Origin of the sequence: Methylomusa anaerophila, assembly GCF_003966895.1 — a bacterium.
In the GTDB taxonomy this organism is placed as follows: domain Bacteria; phylum Bacillota; class Negativicutes; order Sporomusales; family Sporomusaceae; genus Methylomusa; species Methylomusa anaerophila.
Genome location: NZ_AP018449.1, coordinates 3,269,035 through 3,286,529, shown reverse-complemented (window position 1 = coordinate 3,286,529; position 17,495 = coordinate 3,269,035). Strand labels below are relative to the sequence as shown.

The following is a 17,495-nucleotide window of genomic DNA, read 5'->3' as shown; positions in this document are numbered from 1 at the left end:
GGTCTGCTAGGAGGGGCTGACGCCGCCATTTGCCATTTTGTCCGTCATCAAACTAAAAAGATAATGTGGTCAAGACACTATTACCAAATTTGTCATGCCGGAGCATTCTAACCCATATTATTAATACTATATGGAACGCGTTAAAGAATTCAGGAAAACCATCCACTTTGCATTTGACCATTTATAGCCAATATATAGGGAGAATATATTGGAAGGAGGAAACAGGTTGCATGGTTTTACGAATAATAATTTCGAAAAACTGGTTGCCAACTATCAATTAACCAGAGTGATATTTGCCGTCAGAACACTGCAGTTGCTTGAAAGAATTAATGAAGAGGAAGCTAACAAGGCCGAGCCGGATGCCACTATAATTGCCTCCGTGGCCCAAGCTATTGCTGCGATCTTGAATGCAACCTCAGGCGATTAGTTGGCTAGTTTCGGGCACCGCCTGAAAAAACCTTTTTATACCGTATAAGACAGAAGGCACAGAGAAGTATCTCTGTGCCGCCATCCTTTTACGCTCTTATCTGGTACCAATAATCTCGTGATCAGTGATGGCAGCCTGGGCGGCAGCCAATCTGGCCAGCGGTACGCGATAGGGAGAACAACTTACAAAATCAAGTCCGATCTGATGGCAAAACGCTACCGAGCTGGGCTCACCACCGTGCTCACCACATATGCCTATCAATAACCCGGGACGTGCTTTGCGCCCGCCTTCAACTGCTATACGCATAAGTTTTCCTACGCCTTTTTGATCAAGAACGATGAACGGATTTTCTTTGAGAATTTTACGTTCCACGTAGTTCGGCAAGAACTTGCCCTCCGCATCATCCCGGCTGAAGCCGAAAGTCGTTTGCGTCAGATCATTAGTGCCAAAACTAAAGAATTCACTATACTCGGCCAGTTCGTCAGCTAAAAGAGCCGCCCGCGGCAATTCAATCATGGTCCCCACGCTGTAGTGGAATTTGGCGTTAGCGGCAGACATTGCCGCTTCCGCAATTGCTACAATTTTTTCTTTAAATATCTTCATTTCGTTGACATCAATTGTCAACGGTATCTCTACTTCCGGCAAAACATTATATCCTTCCTTGGTAAGCTCAACTGTTGCGTTAAAGATGGCTTGAATCTGCATCTCATATATTTCCGGGAAGGTAATACCCAGGCGACATCCCCGGTGTCCCAGCATTGGGTTAAACTCATGAAGCGCACGCACTTTTTTTAGAAGCTGCTGCTTCTCTGCCAACAGTTTGGGATCTTTACCGGTTATTTTAAGTTCGGTTGTCTCAATCAGCAGTTCTTCCTGGCTGGGCAGAAATTCATGCAGTGGGGGATCCAACAAACGAATACAAACCGGATATCCTTCCATTGCTTTCAAAATTCCGTAAAAGTCGCCTTGTTGCATTGGCAAAAGATGTGACAGTGCTTCCAGCCGTTCTTCCAATGTTTCGGCTAAAATCATTTGCTGCACAAACGGTAAGCGTTCTTGACCCATGAACATGTGCTCTGTCCTGGTAAGGCCTATGCCGGTGGCACCGAATTCCCTGGCTTTTTTTGCATCTTCCGGGGTATCGGCGTTAGCCCGTACTTCAAGACGTTTATATTCGTCAGCCCAAGACAACACTATACTGTATTCCGAGGAAATTTCCGGCTCCTTCATTGGCACTTCGCCTAAAATAACCTGACCGGAGGAGCCGTCAATGGAAATAATGTCGCCTTTTTTAACAGTCAGTTGACCGACAGTAAATTCTTCTTTAGCGTAGTCGATTCTGATTGGTTCACAACCGCAGACACATGGTTTTCCCATGCCGCGTGCAACTACAGCAGCATGGCTGGTCATACCGCCGCGGCTGGTTAAGATGCCCTGAGCAGCTACAATGCCATGGATGTCATCCGGAGTAGTTTCCATACGGACCAGGAGAACTTTGGCCCCGGTCTTACCCATACGTTCGGCTTCATCGGAGTCAAAAACAACTTTGCCGGAAGCCGCTCCCGGAGAAGCCGGCAGACCTTTCGCAATCACATTTAATTTAGCCCCGCTGTCGATCTGGCGATGCAGCAGTTGATCCAGCTGATTCGGCTCGACTAACAGCAATGCTGCCTGTTTGGTAATCAAACCTTCCTTAGCCATCTCATAGGCGACACGCACACTGGCCTGAGCAGTGCGCTTGCCGTTGCGGGTTTGGAGAATGTAAAGCCTGCCACGCTCAATAGTGAATTCAATATCCTGCATATTCTTATAATGGCGTTCCAGGAGATCGGCAATTTTTTCGAACTGGTCATATATTACCGGCATTTCTTCCTTAAGTTGAGCTATAGGACGGGGAGTACGAATACCGGCGACTACATCCTCACCCTGGGCATTTGTCAAAAACTCTCCATACAAAACATTCTCACCGGTAGACGGATTACGGGTAAATGCTACGCCGGTGCCGGAATCGTTGCCCATATTCCCGAAGACCATGGACTGGACATTCACAGCAGTACCAAGATCGTGAGGAATTTTATTAAGATTACGGTATATGATAGCCCGGTCATTGTTCCAAGAGCGGAACACGGCTTCAATCGCCATGGTAAGCTGAACCATGGGGTCTTCGGGAAAAGGATGGCCTGTCTCACTTTCAATCATTTCTTTATAGTTATTGATCACTTTTCGCAGGGATTCGGAGGTCAACTCCTGGTCGTATGTAACACCCTGCTCCTCTTTTTGCCGGTGCAACAGGTTTTCGAATTCATGTTTAGGAAGCTCTAATACCACGTCGCCAAACATTTGAATGAAACGCCGGAAGGCATCGTAAGCAAATCTCAAATTGTCGGTATTGCTGGCCAAAGACTGAACCGTTTGTTCATTCAGGCCAAGATTCAAAATTGTGTCCATCATGCCGGGCATGGAGAACATGGCGCCGGAACGGACAGATACTAATAGCGGATTAGAAAGATCACCAAATTTTTTACCAGTCTGTTCCTCCACCGTAGTCAAGTATTGCTTAACTTCATCCATTATCCCTGCCGGCATCTTACCACCTATGTGGTAATACTCTTTACAAGCTTCAGTGCTAATTGTCATTCCCGGCGGTACAGGAAGACCAATATTGGTCATTTCGGCAAGATTAGCGCCTTTCCCGCCCAAGAGAGCACGCATATCAGCGCGTCCCTCTTTGAAAAGGTATACATATTTAGGCATTGAATCTAACTCCTTTCTGGTATATATCCAAAACGTTGGCGGCTGTTTCCTCAACTGCCCTATTGGTTACATCAATCACGGCGCAACCGACTTTACGCATAACCGAAGAGGAATATTCAAATTCCGCCAACAGCCTTTCCATATTGACATAATCTGTAGTAGGCGGCAAACCCATAAGTTTAAGCCGCTGTTTCCTAATCTCCTGCAAGTTTGCCGGTTTGATGGTTAGTCCCACCACTTTATTGGCGGGAATTTGAAAAAGCTCATCTGGCGGTAGCGTTTCAAGAACCAGGGGAACATTGGCTGCCTTAATCCCCTTATGGGCAAGATACATACATAAAGGGGTCTTAGACGTCCGGGAAACTCCTATTACTACTACATCGGCTTTCAGCAAGCCGCGAGGATCCTTGCCGTCGTCAAATTTAACGGCAAACTCAATAGCCTCCACTTTAGAAAAATAAGCTTTATCTACTTTGCGGATAAGGCCGGGTTCATATTTAGGTGTTTGCCCGGTCACTTTAGCCAAGGCCTCAATTACCGGACACATAACGTCAACAGTAACCAAACCCAGCTTTTTCGCTTCGGATTCCAAATGCCGTTTTAAATCAGGGCGTGCCAAAGTGTAGACCACAGCCGCCCGGCATTCTGCCGCCTGTTTTAATGCTTGGGTAACTTCTTGAACTGAACTCAAGTTATGTTTGCGTCTAACTTCAATACGAGTAGAATCAAATTGACTGGCGGCAGCTTTTACCACCAATTCTCCAGTTTCACCAATGGAATCAGACATCACAAATACTGTTGCTGAAGGGTTTGCGCCTAATTGGATGTTAGTTCCTCCTCTCGGATAATAATCCAGTATTTATATATTATTCTTTCATATCCAAAAAATACCTCTCCTGGATGATATTATATTAATGTAAACTATTCTCGCTACAGCTCGCCAATAGTACACTTCCAAGAGTCAATAAGTAATACTATTTCATTATGCAGGCTAGCCTATATATTAAATTTCTTCCGTTTCTGTAACATAATTTTCGACAATCAAGTTATTACTCCTGCTAAAAAAGAGAAAAAAGAGAAATAAAAAAATCATCAAACAACATAATTTGTTATTTGTTTGATGGATTTTTTTTGATTACTATTATTCAATTTCGAAGACACCCGCTGCCGTAAGTACGAGTTCACTACTCCCATTCAATTGTGGCTGGGGGTTTCGAAGTGATATCATAAACTACACGGTTTACTCCCTTCACTTCATTGACAATTCTCCGGGAGATATTATCCAGTACTTCATACGGGAGGCGCACCCAGTCGGCAGTCATGCCATCCTCACTTTCGACAATCCTGAGTCCAATCGTATAGGCGTAAGTTCGTTCGTCTCCCATAACTCCAACACTCTTCATAGCTGGTAAAACAGCAAAAGATTGCCATACCTTCCGGTAAAGACCGGCAATTTTAATCTCCTGATATACGATTGAGTCGGCTTCCCGTAAAATCTCAAGACGCTCGGCAGTAACCTCACCAATGATTCTAATGGCTAATCCCGGACCAGGAAAAGGCTGACGCCAAACAATATCTTCCGGCAGGTTCAGTTCCCGGGCCAGTGCCCGAACTTCATCTTTAAACAAGTCACGTAAAGGCTCAACCAGTTCAAACTTCATATCTTCAGGCAAACCGCCCACATTGTGGTGGCTCTTGATTACGGCGGCAGTAGCTGTGCCGCTTTCAATAACATCCGGGTAAAGAGTGCCTTGAACAAGAAAATCCATGTCACCTAATTTAGCAGCTTCGGCCTCAAACACACGAATGAATTCTTCCCCGATAATTTTCCGTTTTTGTTCCGGATCGGTAATACCTTCTATACGGGCCATAAACCTTGCCACTGCATCGGCGTACACCAGGTTCATGTGAAAGCCGTCCCGGAAAGTTTTCACCACTTGTTCCGGTTCTTCTTTACGCAAAAAGCCATGATTGACAAACACGCACGTCAGTTGGTCTCCTATTGCCCGATGCACCAAAACGGCGGCAACAGAAGAATCTATCCCACCACTTAAAGCGCACAGCACCCGTTTATTGCCTACCTGTTGCTGAATTTTCCCGATGGCTTGATCGGCGAAAGATCCCATGTTCCAATCACCCTTGCAACCGCAGATATTAAATAAGAAATTCCGCAGTATCTTCATACCCTCGGGAGTATGTACGACTTCGGGGTGAAACTGCACACCGTAAATTTGGCGCTGGTTGTTAGCCATGGCTGCAACCGGACTGCTGTTGGTATGACCGGTAACCGCAAAGCCCTGCGGCGGTTCAGTAATGTAGTCGCCATGACTCATCCAAACCTGAGTCTCACTGCCGATTTCCGCCAAGAGCCCTTCCGGATTATCCACATATAAGCGCGTATTGCCATATTCCCGCGAAGTTGCATGGGCTACTTTCCCACCTAAAGAATGAGCGGTCAGCTGCATCCCATAGCAAATTCCCAGTACAGGCACATCAATCTCGAATATTGCAGGATCGCATTTAGGAGCGCCTTCCCCATACACACTGGATGGTCCTCCGGAAAATACAATGCCCCGGGGAGCCATCTGACGGATTTTCCCGATGTTGGTATTAAAAGGCACAATTTCGCAATATACGCCGCATTCCCTGATTCTTCTGGCGATTAGCTGACTATATTGTCCGCCGAAATCCATGACCAGGACCATTTCCGGTTTGTTGACTGGCATATAATTCCCCCTTATTAATATCTATCTATTGGCCTATAAGCAGGGAACTGCTTATAGACCTTCTAAGCAGTTCGAACAATTCATGACCTGAGTATACACATATATTCTCTATTTGTATACTTCCTTTAATAATGTCTCTTTACGCAATGCCGAACAACCACATTTACCTTTGGGAGACAGCTTGCGAATAGCGGCCAGGATAATTTTGCTGATTAATGGGGCGTCATTAAAAAAAATATCGGTTAACTCCTGATGAGACCAATCTTTGACCACACCTTCGCCGTAATTAACCACAAAATATAAACCGGCATAACAGGCGCCGATTTCTCTGGCTAAATACACTTCCGGGCACAAGCTCTGGCCGATAATATCGGCATGTCCTTTTAACATAGCGACTTCAGCCGGGCTTTCAAAGTGACGTCCTTCGGTCACCGCGTATATACCCCTGGCAAATACCCGTCCGTGATAATGTTCCTTAACCGTATCAATCAGTACGGAACGTATTTCCGGACACAGCGCCTCCCGCATAACTAATAGATATTTTCCCTCAAGACCAACATCCTTACGCAACGACAGATCAATGTAATCGTGAGGAATAATAAAATCCCGGGGATCTAACAGATGATTGGCTGATCCAACGCCACCTTCAGCGATAATCCGCTTTACGCCTATTTGACGAAATACCCAAAAAATTTGACGGGAAGCGTCGGCCCGGCTTACCCCGCTGCGCCAGCCATGCATCTTACATGTTAATACCCGTTGCCCATCCACGCTAAATAAACGAAAAGCCGGGCTGCGTCCGTAGGGCGTGTCAATTGCGAGATTTTCCCCAAGAAGCTCAATTCCCGTGTCGTCCACACCCAAAGGAAAATTGCCAGACAACGTACCGGAACCACCGATAACGGCAAATTCGGTTTTATCTAGATCCATCACCATTCCTCCCAATCCAGGACTGCCAGTCTTTCGTACCGCAGTAACTTATTACTCAAAGCGTTTAATAATATTGTATTCTGTATCTCGCTGGGCCGGAATTTTTCCTGCCGCCCGAATCATCCCCAGCATCTTGTTGACAGACATTTCGTAAGCAGTGCCTGCCGCCCGTACAACATTTTCTTCCAGCATAATGCTGCCAAGGTCATCGGCGCCAAACGCCAAAGTCAGTTGGCCTATGTTTTGACCCTGTGTAACCCACGAACCCTGAATATGCTCTATATTATGCAAATAAAGCCGGGCAACAGCCAGAGTTCTTAAATAGTCCCAGGCTGAGATCTTCTCGCCGCCGAGCTGAGTATTTCCCGGTTGATAGGACCACATGATGAAAGCGCGAAAACCGCCGGTTTCTTCCTGCAGCGCGCGTATCTTTTCCATATGTTCCAATCTGTCTTTAAAACTTTCTCCCATACCGATTACCATAGTCGCAGTAGCTTTCAACCCAACCCCGTGGGCTTGCCGCATAACCTCCAGCCAATCAGCAGCGCTGATCTTCTTTGGGCTTACCCGTCTTCTAACCTCGTCCACCAAAATTTCAGCCCCACCGCCGGGAAGAGAATCCAAACCCGCACTCTTTAATTTAAGCAAGGTCTCTTTAAGGGAAATTCCTGCCTGCTTGGCCATGAATTGTATTTCAGCAGGAGAAAAGGAATGGATAGTAATGGAAATGGAATAGTGCTTTTTTATAAGTTTAAGCAAATTTAGGTAATAGTCAAGACTCAATTCAGAATTTAATCCGCCCTGCAACATGATTTGTGTACCGCCGGCAGCAACGGTTTCTCTAATTTTATTAAGGATATCGTCATAAGATAACACATAGCCGTCCCGGTGATATGCCGGACGATAAAAGGCGCAAAATTTGCATTCACTTTTGCATATGTTGGTATAATTGATATTACGGTCAATGATAAAGGTAACCACATTTTCCGGGTGAATCCGGTAGCGAACAGTGTCCGCCGCCCGCCCTAACTCCAGGATGTCGGCGCCATTTAACAAATCCAATGCTTCAGCCAAGGACATCATTCCCTTTCTCCCCCCACCCGGGCAAAGCGGAGAGCCGGAACATCCGCTATATATCCAAGCTCTTGCGCCATGCTGTAATATGTCAACAAGGCCGTTTGATGTTCAGATGACAAGCCGTAGTTCAAAAGGTCTAAATAATGGAGTATCTGTTCGGCAGTGAAAGGCACTTTGCCGTTAATCGCCGCAGCTGCCTCCGGAAGGTGGGACAAGCCGTAGGAAAACCCTTGCGTCACTCGGCGGTGAATCATAGTAACCAGTTCCGGGAAGCTCCCGGCAAACCGGCGGTCTACCACCCATAAAGCATATACCATGGCTTGCCCGGTCAGCTTTTTCCACTCTCCGCCCAGGTCATAATAGTAATAGCTCCGTCTTTTACGGTGATAGGCATATAGAGCATCATCGCCGATAAACAAAGCGGCGTCGGCATCTTGCAGTGCTTCATCAACCCCGGCGGCCTGGGAGATGAAATAGTCGGGCGTCAAATTATAAGCCTTATTCATAATAATCTTGAGCAGTATATGGGATGTAGCTGATTTATAGGTTAACGCCACTTTCGCTCCTTCTAATTCATATATTGGTCTTTTGGCTACCAGGATTATGCTTTGCAAAATTCCCTTCGCACTAATCGAGACATCAGGCAATATAAGAAATCTATTCTTATTTATAGCATATATAATTGAAGAAACGGGTGTGATGTCAACCTTTCCGTCTATTGCCAGCCGGTTGAGCCACGACGGCGCTCCTGCCACAATATCAAGGTCCTGACCGAAACCACCTGCTTTCAGTCCGTGTGCCAATGGCAAACAATTGATAAAATCAATATGTCCTAATCTAGCTTGATTGCCGGTATTCATCCTTGTTTCTCTCCGTCATATACTTTAAGGTGGTGGTAAAAGGTGTCCCGTTCCACCGGAATTAAGCCGGTTTCCCGTATCAAGGCGATCAATTCCTTCTTAGTAATGCCGGATTTTGTCTTGGCGCCGGCAGCGTGGATAATTTTTTCCTCTACTACCGTTCCATCAAAATCATCCACGCCAAAAGCAAGGGACAGTTGGGCAACCGGCAGGGTAAGCATCATCCAGAAGGCTTTAATATGCTCAACGTTATCAAGTATCAGCCGGGCTATGGCAATCATTTTCAGATCTTCCCAAGCTGATACTCTGTTGACTGTGTGAGTCGCAGCCAGGTCCGTATTGCCCGGGTGGAAAGGAAAGGCAACAAATCCTTGAAAACCGCCTGTTTCGTCCTGGATATCCCTGATAGTCAGAAGATGCCGGATCCGCTGGGCAACAGTTTCAATATGCCCGTAAAGCATGGTGGCGTTTGTAGGTATATTTAGTTTGTGAGCAGTTCTGATTACCTCAATCCACTGGGCAGTTGAAGCTTTGTTGGGACAAATTATTTGTCGCACTTCGTCATCCAGTATTTCAGCGCCACCACCTGGCAGGGAATGCAGTCCGGCTTCTTTTAATTTTTCCAATACAGCTTTCACTGAGTAACCGGAGATTTGGGAAAAATGGCTGATCTCGACCGGAGTGAATGCTTTAATGTGAACGTGAGGCGCTTCCCGTCTCACCGTCTCAATAATGTTCATATAGTAAGAAAATGCTTTTTCAGGATTTAGAGCGCTGACAATATGGATTTCGGTTAAATCCGGTGTACCTTTAACTGCCTGCCTTACAATTTTTTCCACATCTGCCGTTTCCAGCACAAAAGCCTGTTCCTCACCCGATTTACAGGCAAATGCACAAAGCGGACACCCCGATTGGCAAATATTAGACAGATTAATATGACGATTGACATTAAAATAAACGTGTCGTCCCGATTTTGCTTCCTTTGCTTTCCGTGCCAGTTGCGCCAGCATCAGGAGATCTTCATGATAATATAAAGCCATGGCATCCGCAAAATCTATACGCTGGTTGTTTATAATCTTTTCCTTCGCAGAATAAACGTACTCATTCAATGAAATTGCCACCCCGACTATATCTTTGCGATTTAGTTATCATCTTTAAATTAGTACTTTATGCAATTTTGTATTCTTCGGGTTGAATCGACAAAATCCTGCTGCATGGCAAAATATATGATACCCAATAAAGAAGTAAAAGGAACATTCAGATTGGGTAGTGTCGACAAGCGGAATGTGACAACAAAAGACGGACTATCGGCGTAAAGCTGATAGTCCGTCTTTTGCATTTTGCGGGGTAGGGTGAAACCGTGACACGCAAAGTGTAGTGTGTTATACGCTCTGTCCGCTATTCCACATTCCCATTGACAACGCCTTTCGCCGTTCGGGTTTCTCTGTTCTTTGGAGGAGGCCGGGGAGGTGCGGGGCAGAGCCACCGCATAAAGCTACCGATTGCCGCCAATCCAGCGGAGCCGATTTTGCCGTAAAATGGAGCGGTCGGCGGCGCAATGGTACGGCAAAAATCCAGTCAGTCAAAGGGTTTAAGAGTGGAGATTTTGCGCTAGCAAAATACTACTCGGCCCTTGACTGGCTGGATAGGCGTAGCGGCCTTATTCACGGACAAGGCTTCACTTTATTGGAACAAAGGTATTCAGAGTACTTTAGCAATCAACTGAATAAGATTAAAATACTTTCCGCCTTCAGCCTCCATCATTTTGATGTCCTCAGCGACAATGGGATGATAACCGGTCTGCCATTCTTTCCACGCCTGTCTGCAACAGGCCATTTCGCGACTGTCCACCATTTCAATGCCCTCTGCTTTCTTCCACAAATCTTTCCACCAATCAAGAGAGTGCAAGGTTCTTTCCATCTCGCTATTCCAAAACGGCTGCATTTCATCGGGAACATTACCCTCAAATTCGTAATTTAATCCAGGAATAGCCACGACGATATAGCCGCCCTTTTTCACAAAAGGAATAAGCGACGGGAGCATTTCCGCCGTATCGCCGAAATAATGGTAAGCGTCCACGGTGAACAACAAGTCAAAATATCCGTTTGCGAAAGGCAGCCCTTTGGTCGCGTCTACGGAAATCGGAACGGCCTTATCATCAATCCCGATAGATTGAAAACGCTCATAGTTTTCAGTTGGCGAAATCCAGAGGTCGGCGGCGAAAACGGACGCGCCATATTTTTTCGCCAACAAAAGCGTGGAAAGACCACACCCGCAGCCAAGGTCAAGTATTCGCATATTCTCATCAATGTTTAGGTACAATGACAATTCCTCTGATAATCGCATGGCATTTGGCCCCATCATAGCGGCTTTCAAGAACTCAACATTTTCATCATTGGACATAAACTGGTCTGTAAATGGATACATGGTATTCTTCCTTTCTAATTTTCGCCTTATAGAAAGAAAACAAAAAAGCGCAGTATGATACTGCGCTACAAATTACACCATTATAAATAATGGATGCTCATTCAATCTGTAAGGCAGTTTTTGACAACACAAATAAAAGCAGAACAACTGCTCGTTTCATGCCCTTAACCTAACCCCTTACAGAATTACCGACATCAATACACTCCCTCTTTCTTTAACTTACTATATCATGGCACTATCATTATGTCAATGTAAATACTTCTTTATTGGGGGCGTGCCTTAGCCGGACGCCTTTTTTTGTTGTTTTAGGTGCTATCTTAGCGCGACAGCCCCTTCTGCTTGTCGACAAACTCCAGGCTGTTCAAAAACGAGTACAGCCAGGCGCACCTTGCATACTAACCCGATCTGTGAGGAGCAACGACGCTAGACGAAGTTTTTCAACAGCCTGAAGCTTATCAATGTCTCTGAATTCCTTTTTCACTACAATTGGTGAGCAGTTCACTTACGGTAACGATCTTATACCCTTCCGCTTTAATCTTTTCAATGACGACGGGTAAGGCTTCCGCCGTCTGCACGGGAGTATCGGAAGCGTGCATCAGTATAATGGCGCCAGGTTTAATTCGTTTCATAATACGGTCAATAATTACGTCTCGGCCGGGATTCTTCCAATCAAGAGAATCTACATTCCAAATAATCGTTTTATAGCCTAGTTCGTCTGCAACTTTAAGAGATGTTTGGCTGTAGTGGCCATTAGGCGGACGGATAAGCTTGGTTTCAACGCCTGTTACCTCTTTTATCAGTTCCTGCGCCTTGGTTATATCTTCCTTCACCCATGCGGGCGGCATGTCACCATAGTTTTCATGCCGATAGCCGTGACTTGCTATTTCATGACCATCCGTGACCATTCGCTGAGCAACTTCGGGATATTTCTTGGCCCATGGACCCATAATGAAAAAAGTAACTTTAAGATCATGCTGTTTTAAGGTATCCAAAATGGAAGGGGTAAACTTGTTTCCCCACGAATGGTCAAAAGTCAGAGCCACCACTTTCTGTTCCGTCCGAGTGCCGGCAATAGCAATCGGCCCCCCGGAAATGACTTCTGAAATTTGGATGTACACAGTGGAGATTGCAAGCAATCCAATAATGCTAAAAAAAATATGACGGTGATAGAACAGGCGGCGCAAGTTGATGATCACGCTTTTCCCTCCTTCCCGCACTACAATACTATGTATGCAGGGAATCAGGGGAATATGCAAATCGAGTAGAAGGAGTAGCCCATTGCTGGGTAGGAAAAGCCCCAATGGTGGCCCGAATGTTACCAAAATAATAAAAAAAGAGGCTGCCCAAAAGTTTGATCACTCATGGACAACCTCTAATATTTAGCAATTTCGTTAGCAAAATGGTGAGGTGAACATTTGCGGTTTCCGGTATCTTAAACCCTTTATATATCAAAGGGTTTACGGCATTCTTACATCATGCCGCCCATACCGCCCATGCCGCCCATACCACCCATGCCGCCCATGCCGGCTGCCGGACTTTCTTTTTCCGGTTTGTCGGCAATAAGGGTTTCAGTAGTGAGTACCATGGCCGCAATGCTGGCTGCGTTTTGCAGAGCGGAGCGGGTAACTTTAGCCGGATCAACAATACCGGCGGCAATCATATCAATGTATTCTTCAGTAAGAGCGTTGAAGCCAAAGCCTGTGCCTGCTTTTTTAACGTTTTCAACAACCACGGAACCTTCATGCCCGGCGTTATCGGCAATCTGGCGTACAGGTTCTTCAATCGCCCGTCTTACAATGTTCACACCGGTCTTTTCATCACCAGTAAGGCTGAGCTTATCAAGACTGGCTTGAATGTCGATGAAGGTAGTGCCGCCACCGGCTACAATACCTTCTTCAACAGCTGCGCGAGTAGCATTGAGAGCATCTTCGATACGGTGTTTCTTCTCTTTGAGTTCAACTTCTGTAGCTGCACCAACTTGGATTACTGCTACACCACCGGCAAGTTTGGCCAGACGTTCTTGCAGTTTTTCTTTATCGAAATCAGAGGTAGTTTCTTCGATTTGAACACGGATTTGGCCGACACGTTTTTTGATTTCATCAGCTTGTCCATAACCTTCCACGATCGTAGTTTCTTCTTTGGAAACCCGGACTTGACGAGCGCGGCCAAGATCGGAAAGTTGTACACTATCGAGCTTGCGGCCAAGTTCTTCGGTAATAACGGCACCGCTGGTAAGGATAGCGATGTCTTCCAGCATTGCTTTTCTGCGGTCACCAAAGCCAGGAGCCTTCACCGCTACAGCCCGGAAAGTACCACGAAGTTTATTTACTACCAGGGTAGCCAGCGCTTCCCCTTCTACATCTTCAGCAACAATTAAGAGTTCCTTGCCTTGTTGCACCACTTTTTCAAGGACCGGGAGAAGGTCGGCAATAGCACCAATCTTACGGTCGGTGATCAGGATATATGGTTCATTCAGAACGGCTTCCATTTTGTCAGCGTCGGTAACCATATAGGGCGAAATGTAACCGCGGTCGAACTGCATTCCTTCTACAACATCAAGATCAGTACCCATAGTTTTGGATTCTTCAACAGTGATAACACCGTCTTTACCTACTTTTTCCATGGCTTCGGCAATCAGCTTGCCAATTTCAGCGTCAGCGGCGGAAATAGACGCAACCTGGGCAATAGCATCTTTAGTCTCAATTTTTTTAGAGCTTGCTTTAATCTCGCTGACAAGTACTTCAACGGCCTTTTCAATACCTTTTTTGAGAATCATGGGGTTGGCACCTGCGGCAACATTGCGCATACCTTCGCGGATCATGGCTTGAGCCAAGAGAGTAGCGGTAGTAGTACCGTCACCGGCTACGTCATTCGTTTTGGTGGCAACTTCTTTAACAAGTTGAGCACCCATATTTTCGAAGGGATCTTCAAGTTCAACATCACGGGCGATGGTTACGCCGTCATTAGTAATGGTAGGAGCACCGAATTTTTTGTCCAGAACAACGTTACGACCTTTAGGTCCAAGAGTTATTTTAACAGCGTTGGCAAGGGCGTTAACACCTTTTTCCAGTGCACGACGTGCTTCTTCATCAAAAATAATTTGCTTAGCCATTATGTATTACCTTCCTTTCGTTTCGGTTTAATATTATTCAACTATTCAACTATTGCCAGGATATCTCTTTCGCTGAGAATGAGGTACTCTTTACCATCAATCTTAACTTCAGTACCGGCATATTTGGAAAAAATAACTTTGTCACCGGCTTTAACATCAAGCGCAATCCGCTGACCGTTATCCAATACTTTCCCGGTACCGACAGCCACAATTTTACCTTCTTGCGGCTTTTCCTTAACGGTGTCCGGCAGGACAATTCCACTTTTGGTAACTTCTTCCTTTTCCAAAGCCTCGATTACTACTCTGTCGCCTAACGGCTTAATCATGTGAGAAAACCTCCCTTTATAGTGTAATAATTTTCAACTGTTTATTGTTAGCACTCACTAACATTGAGTGCTAATTCCATAAATTATAATATAAAAAAACGCTCTAAAAATCAAGAGCATTTTGCCCAGAAATTCATAAATTTTTTGTAAAAAACAAAAAAAGGTAGAGCACAGGCTGCTTTACCCTTTGAAAATCACCGTATCAACTCAACTTAACAACTGCCATGAACTATACCTGAAAATAAATTTTCATACCGAGAAGCCAGAGCAAAGGCGTACCGGAGGTCCGTGCCATCAGATGGAGATAAGCTAACTACTTAGATCGGTTGGAGCGAGCACCGCAAGAGCCGATACAGACGGCGGTTATCCAGCAGTTTCCATCTTAACGAGTAGTTAAGCTTGTATCTACCTAGCTTATTAACTGCCCCGAACTGCTTAGAAGTCGTTAGATGCTAGGCGCAACGAGGACCGGAACGGAAGCGTACCGGTTGTACGCTGTAGTGAGGACCGCAGGAACAACGACGCAGATGGCGGCTTATAAGCAGTTCCCCTCTTAACGTGAATAGTTTTTACTACCGTTTGCGAGTGGCAGACTCAACAATAGCCTCCGCCACTTCCCGAATAGACTTGCGTTTGCTCATACTGTATTGCTGAATACGCCTATAGGCCTCACTCTCAGTAAGGCTATAGGCATCCATAAGAATTCCTTTGGCACGATCGAGTATTTTACGAGTCTCCAATGAATTCTTAACTTCTTCCAATTCCTTTTCCAGTTCCGCAAACTCCTGAAATCTTGATAACGCAATCTCCATAGCCGGAAATAGGTTAGCTTCTTTTACCGGTTTCACCAGGTAGGCAAGTACGCCGGAATCTTTTGCCTTTTCCACAATTTCCTTCTGACTAAAGGCTGTCAGTAGTAAAACCGGAGCTATTTTTTCATTTGAAATGATCTTGGCTGCTGTAATACCATCCATTTCCGGCATCTTAATGTCCATAATAACAAGATCCGGGTTATGTTTACGAGCCAGTTCCACAGCCTTGATTCCGTCCGCTGCTTCTCCAACTATGCTATGCCCGGCCTCCTCCAACAGTTCTTTTAAGTCCATCCGGATAATGGATTCATTATCCGCGATTACAATCCGCAAAGATTCCATATTGCCAACCTCCTTAGTCTCCTTTTGCACTTTCTGCAAGTCGCGGAATAATAACTGAGGCGTGAGTTCCAGTATCGGAATAAATCCTAAACTTGCCGCCAAGATCGGTTTCAACGAGAGTCCTCACAATTTGCAGACCGAGACTGTTGGTGGTCTGCAGATTAAAATCTTTCGGCAGTCCAACTCCATTGTCGTAAATATCAATTTGGTAACTATCCGGGGCTATAGTAATATCAACACTGATTAGGCCTTCCTTGCGCCCGACAAATCCATGTTCAATTGAGTTTTGAATAAGTTCGTTAATAACAAGCGCCAAACTACTGGCCCGCTCAGAAGGCAATATCACCGTCTGCCCATTTAGTACTGTCTCTATGTTAAAATCCGGTTCCAGCATATTTTGAATGACCAGATCCAGAATATTCTTGGTAACCTCCGCAACATCAATATACTCACGATCCTGCTGCGACAAGAATTCATGTACCACTGAAATGCTCAATATACGGTTGACGCTCTCTCTTAAAGCGGCTTTAACTTCAGGTGTGCTAGTACGCCGCGCCTGTAACCTGAGTAAACTGGCTATCGTCTGAAGGTTGTTTTTTACCCGGTGATGGATTTCTTGAATTACGGCAGATTTAATTAACAGTTCTTTTTCTTTTTTCCTAATTTCTGTAACATCCGCAATAATAAATATGACACGGGATACTTGCTCTTTAGCAACAATTGGAATGGCCCGTTGCATCAATATCATATTCCCGGCTTCAATTTCGCTTTCCTGGGGCTCACCGCTACCTTCCGCTTGCTGAACAACTTTCATATTAATTTGCTGGTCGTCAACCCGCCGTCCGATCATCCGGTTAACTCCTAATGTCTTATAAATGCCATCCGCAGCAGAGTTGGAAAAAATTATATCGCCCTGTGCGTCAACAATAACAATCCCATCTCTGGTACCAAGAGGCCGATAGAGCTTACTGCCTGAATACAAATCGGAAGCAGCCATGTTAAGGAGCATATAGGCGGTTTCCATAAGAACATGATGGCCATCGGCGCTTGCTTCCGAACTGCTCGTTTCAAAGCTGGTGGCCGCAACAACCTGACCGCTGCTGTCGCGAATTGGAAAAACCCGCATCTCAACGACGTCTCCACCTAATTCAAACTCCCGCTGTCCAGCAATGGGTTCGCCGGAAATTAAAGTACGCCAGACAAGCGGTTCTTCACCTGATTCGACAGCACTTCCTAATAGATTTGTCCGGAACTGGATATAGCTGGTATTCGGTTTTAGCTGCGCAACGATGACCATAAAGTTTTCGCTGAGGGCTGGGGCATACAGGGTTGCTTGCGCATGAGCCAAATCTGCAGCCAAGCCCAAAACGGTTAAAACATTTTCCAAAGTCTCTATTTCATTAGGGTTTAAAGTAGATATCTTTCGGCATAAGTCGGCAACGACTCCCATCTTTGTTCCCCGCTTCCTCCGATTCCAATATTAAAAGATACCAAATACTGCTAATCCTCCTTAAAGTCTTGTATTTATTCCACTTGCTATTAAAAAATTCCTTGTCATCTGGTCATAAAAATTACATAGTTACATACTTATTCATATGACAGGCACTGTAAATATATTTCTATTGCCAAGTTTTACTCAAAAATGTCAACTTATCCTGTAAATAATATTTGAATAATTCTGTCAACGTTACATATATTTTCC

14 protein-coding genes are annotated in these 17,495 nt (G+C 45.3%); 1 reads left to right on the top strand and 13 read right to left on the bottom strand.

Annotation, left to right across the window (positions count from 1 at the left end):
• Positions 1 to 226 precede the first annotated feature (226 nt).
• Positions 227 to 427 (top strand): hypothetical protein, encoded by a 201-nt coding sequence (locus tag MAMMFC1_RS14810; RefSeq protein ID WP_126309222.1) that lies wholly within the window; start codon positions 227 to 229, stop codon positions 425 to 427.
• Between the two features lie 96 nt (positions 428 to 523).
• On the opposite strand, the gene ppdK is transcribed toward MAMMFC1_RS14810, so the two are convergent.
• From ppdK to MAMMFC1_RS14745, 13 genes are all read right to left on the bottom strand, one after another.
• On the bottom strand, positions 524 to 3,181 hold the full coding sequence (gene ppdK / locus MAMMFC1_RS14805) for a pyruvate, phosphate dikinase (protein WP_126309221.1): 2,658 nt from the start codon (positions 3,179 to 3,181) through the stop codon (positions 524 to 526).
• Complete coding sequence (locus MAMMFC1_RS14800; protein WP_269471838.1) at positions 3,174 to 3,971, bottom strand: pyruvate, water dikinase regulatory protein; 798 nt, start codon at positions 3,969 to 3,971, stop codon at positions 3,174 to 3,176. The genes ppdK and MAMMFC1_RS14800 overlap by 8 nt, the downstream gene beginning before the upstream one ends.
• A gap of 394 nt (positions 3,972 to 4,365) precedes the next feature.
• Entirely contained in the window at positions 4,366 to 5,907 is a 1,542-nt protein-coding gene (gene guaA / locus MAMMFC1_RS14795; protein ID WP_126309219.1) for a glutamine-hydrolyzing GMP synthase, read from the bottom strand.
• Between the two features lie 108 nt (positions 5,908 to 6,015).
• Positions 6,016 to 6,837 carry an MTAP family purine nucleoside phosphorylase gene (locus MAMMFC1_RS14790; protein ID WP_126309218.1) on the bottom strand — a complete coding sequence of 274 codons (822 nt, stop codon included), beginning with the start codon at positions 6,835 to 6,837 and terminating at the stop codon, positions 6,016 to 6,018.
• Between the two features lie 51 nt (positions 6,838 to 6,888).
• Entirely contained in the window at positions 6,889 to 7,920 is a 1,032-nt protein-coding gene (mqnC, locus tag MAMMFC1_RS14785) for a cyclic dehypoxanthinyl futalosine synthase (RefSeq protein WP_408631213.1), read from the bottom strand.
• Entirely contained in the window at positions 7,917 to 8,774 is an 858-nt protein-coding gene (locus MAMMFC1_RS14780; RefSeq protein ID WP_126309217.1) for a menaquinone biosynthetic enzyme MqnA/MqnD family protein, read from the bottom strand. The genes mqnC and MAMMFC1_RS14780 overlap by 4 nt, the downstream gene beginning before the upstream one ends.
• The gene (mqnE, locus tag MAMMFC1_RS14775) at positions 8,771 to 9,883 is read right to left on the bottom strand and encodes an aminofutalosine synthase MqnE (protein WP_126309216.1); all 1,113 of its coding nucleotides are present in this window, start codon (positions 9,881 to 9,883) and stop codon (positions 8,771 to 8,773) included. Before mqnE ends, MAMMFC1_RS14780 begins: the two co-directional genes overlap by 4 nt.
• Positions 9,884 to 10,475: 592 nt before the next feature.
• The gene (locus MAMMFC1_RS14770; protein WP_126309215.1) at positions 10,476 to 11,201 is read right to left on the bottom strand and encodes an SAM-dependent methyltransferase; all 726 of its coding nucleotides are present in this window, start codon (positions 11,199 to 11,201) and stop codon (positions 10,476 to 10,478) included.
• Positions 11,202 to 11,656: 455 nt separating this feature from the next.
• The gene (pdaB, locus tag MAMMFC1_RS14765) at positions 11,657 to 12,397 is read right to left on the bottom strand and encodes a polysaccharide deacetylase family sporulation protein PdaB (protein WP_126309214.1); all 741 of its coding nucleotides are present in this window, start codon (positions 12,395 to 12,397) and stop codon (positions 11,657 to 11,659) included.
• A gap of 272 nt (positions 12,398 to 12,669) precedes the next feature.
• A complete protein-coding gene (gene groL, locus MAMMFC1_RS14760) occupies positions 12,670 to 14,313 on the bottom strand; it encodes a chaperonin GroEL (protein WP_126309213.1) in 1,644 nt (547 codons plus the stop codon).
• Between the two features lie 41 nt (positions 14,314 to 14,354).
• Positions 14,355 to 14,639 carry a co-chaperone GroES gene (groES, locus tag MAMMFC1_RS14755; RefSeq protein WP_126309212.1) on the bottom strand — a complete coding sequence of 95 codons (285 nt, stop codon included), beginning with the start codon at positions 14,637 to 14,639 and terminating at the stop codon, positions 14,355 to 14,357.
• A 572-nt stretch (positions 14,640 to 15,211) separates the two neighbouring features.
• On the bottom strand, positions 15,212 to 15,793 hold the full coding sequence (locus MAMMFC1_RS14750) for an ANTAR domain-containing response regulator (RefSeq protein WP_126309211.1): 582 nt from the start codon (positions 15,791 to 15,793) through the stop codon (positions 15,212 to 15,214).
• A gap of 13 nt (positions 15,794 to 15,806) precedes the next feature.
• On the bottom strand, positions 15,807 to 17,243 hold the full coding sequence (locus MAMMFC1_RS14745; protein WP_126309210.1) for a sensor histidine kinase: 1,437 nt from the start codon (positions 17,241 to 17,243) through the stop codon (positions 15,807 to 15,809).
• Positions 17,244 to 17,495 lie beyond the last annotated feature (252 nt).